The sequence below is a fragment of the Candidatus Halocynthiibacter alkanivorans genome (genome assembly GCF_003333265.1).
Lineage (GTDB): Bacteria > Pseudomonadota > Alphaproteobacteria > Rhodobacterales > Rhodobacteraceae > Halocyntiibacter_A > Halocyntiibacter_A alkanivorans.
In genome coordinates this window covers 1-1,178 of the sequence record NZ_QOLB01000016.1, presented here as the reverse complement: position 1 = coordinate 1,178, position 1,178 = coordinate 1, and the positions used below count along the sequence as shown (strand labels likewise).

1 protein-coding gene is annotated in these 1,178 nt (G+C 57.0%); it reads right to left on the bottom strand.

Annotated features, from left to right (window positions below):
- Positions 1-16 precede the first annotated feature (16 nt).
- Positions 17-1,080 (bottom strand): IS630 family transposase gene (locus tag DWA01_RS00215; protein ID WP_114283629.1). Its coding sequence is split into 2 segments (ribosomal slippage): positions 17-588 and positions 588-1,080, totalling 1,065 coding nucleotides; the frame shifts between segments, so codons are not numbered across the junction.
- Between the last annotated feature and the right edge of the window lie 98 nt (positions 1,081-1,178).

Sequence of the window (1,178 nt, the reverse complement as noted above, 5' to 3'; positions counted from 1 at the left end):
ATACCAACCCGCCCAATCATTGACCGGTGGTTGCCCAGTTTCGCGTTGCGATTGATTTGATGCGCCCGGTTTCAGCGGCCAGGCGGTTCCAGGCATCGCAACAGGCATCAACGATCGCCTCCCAGGTATCGAACACCCGGTTCGAGAGGTAGGTTTGTCGCAGGAATTGCCAAATATTCTCTGTCGGGTTCAGTTCCGGCGAATAGGGTGGCAGAAACAGGATCGAGAGGTTTTCCGGGATTTTCAGGGCGCCGGACTTGTGCCAGCCAGCACCGTCCATGATGACAACGCCGTGGGCCTTGGCGGCAATTGACTGGCTGATCTCCTCAAGATGCTTTTGCATGGCCTCGGAGTTGGCGCGTGGCATCACCAAGGCGGCACCTTTGTCGTGGGCAGGACATACCGCACCAAAGATATAGGCGTTCTCATAACGCTGGTCGGCCGCCTGGCGCGGGCGCGTGCCTTTCGCAGCCCACTGGTAAACTTGGCCGTTCTTCTGGCCCACGCGGGCTTCATCTTGGAACCATATCTCGACCGGCGTATCCGGAGGGACGTCTTTCAGGCTTTCCTCACGTAATTGCGGGAATTTTTTTTAAAGTCCTCAATCGTTTCAGGGTCCTGCTTGGGATGTTGAGGTCGCGCGCTGACGTGGGAAAACCCCAGTGAATGCAGCAGTTTCCCTATCGAGTTCACATGATACTCCACATCAAAACGGGCCTTGATGAGCGCGGCCAGGTCAGCACAGCGCCAGCGCACCACACCGTCGATCACCTGGTCAGGCCCGGCCGTCACGACTTTTTTGAGCGTGGCCAGCTGCTTTGCGGTGAGTTTAGGTTTGGGGCCGCTGGATTTCCGGTCGATCAACCCCTCCGGGCCATGTTCGTTGAACCGATGCACCCAGTCTCTGAGCGTCTGACGATCCATCAGACCTACGGCGGCAGCGTCCGCTCTACTCAAACCGTCCGCAACACCCGCCAACGCCATCAGCCGACGCGCTTGCTTTGCGTTGCGCGATTTGCGCGCCAAAACCCGCAGATCGCTCGCGCTGTAGTCTCCCCGTAACTCAATGCCAACCATGATCCCCTCCACAAAGAGTGTCGATTATTCCAAAAGGGAATCACAAACAAACCCAAAGAGAAACCCGCAAAACACGAGTCAGAATCTGGGCGATTTGGTAT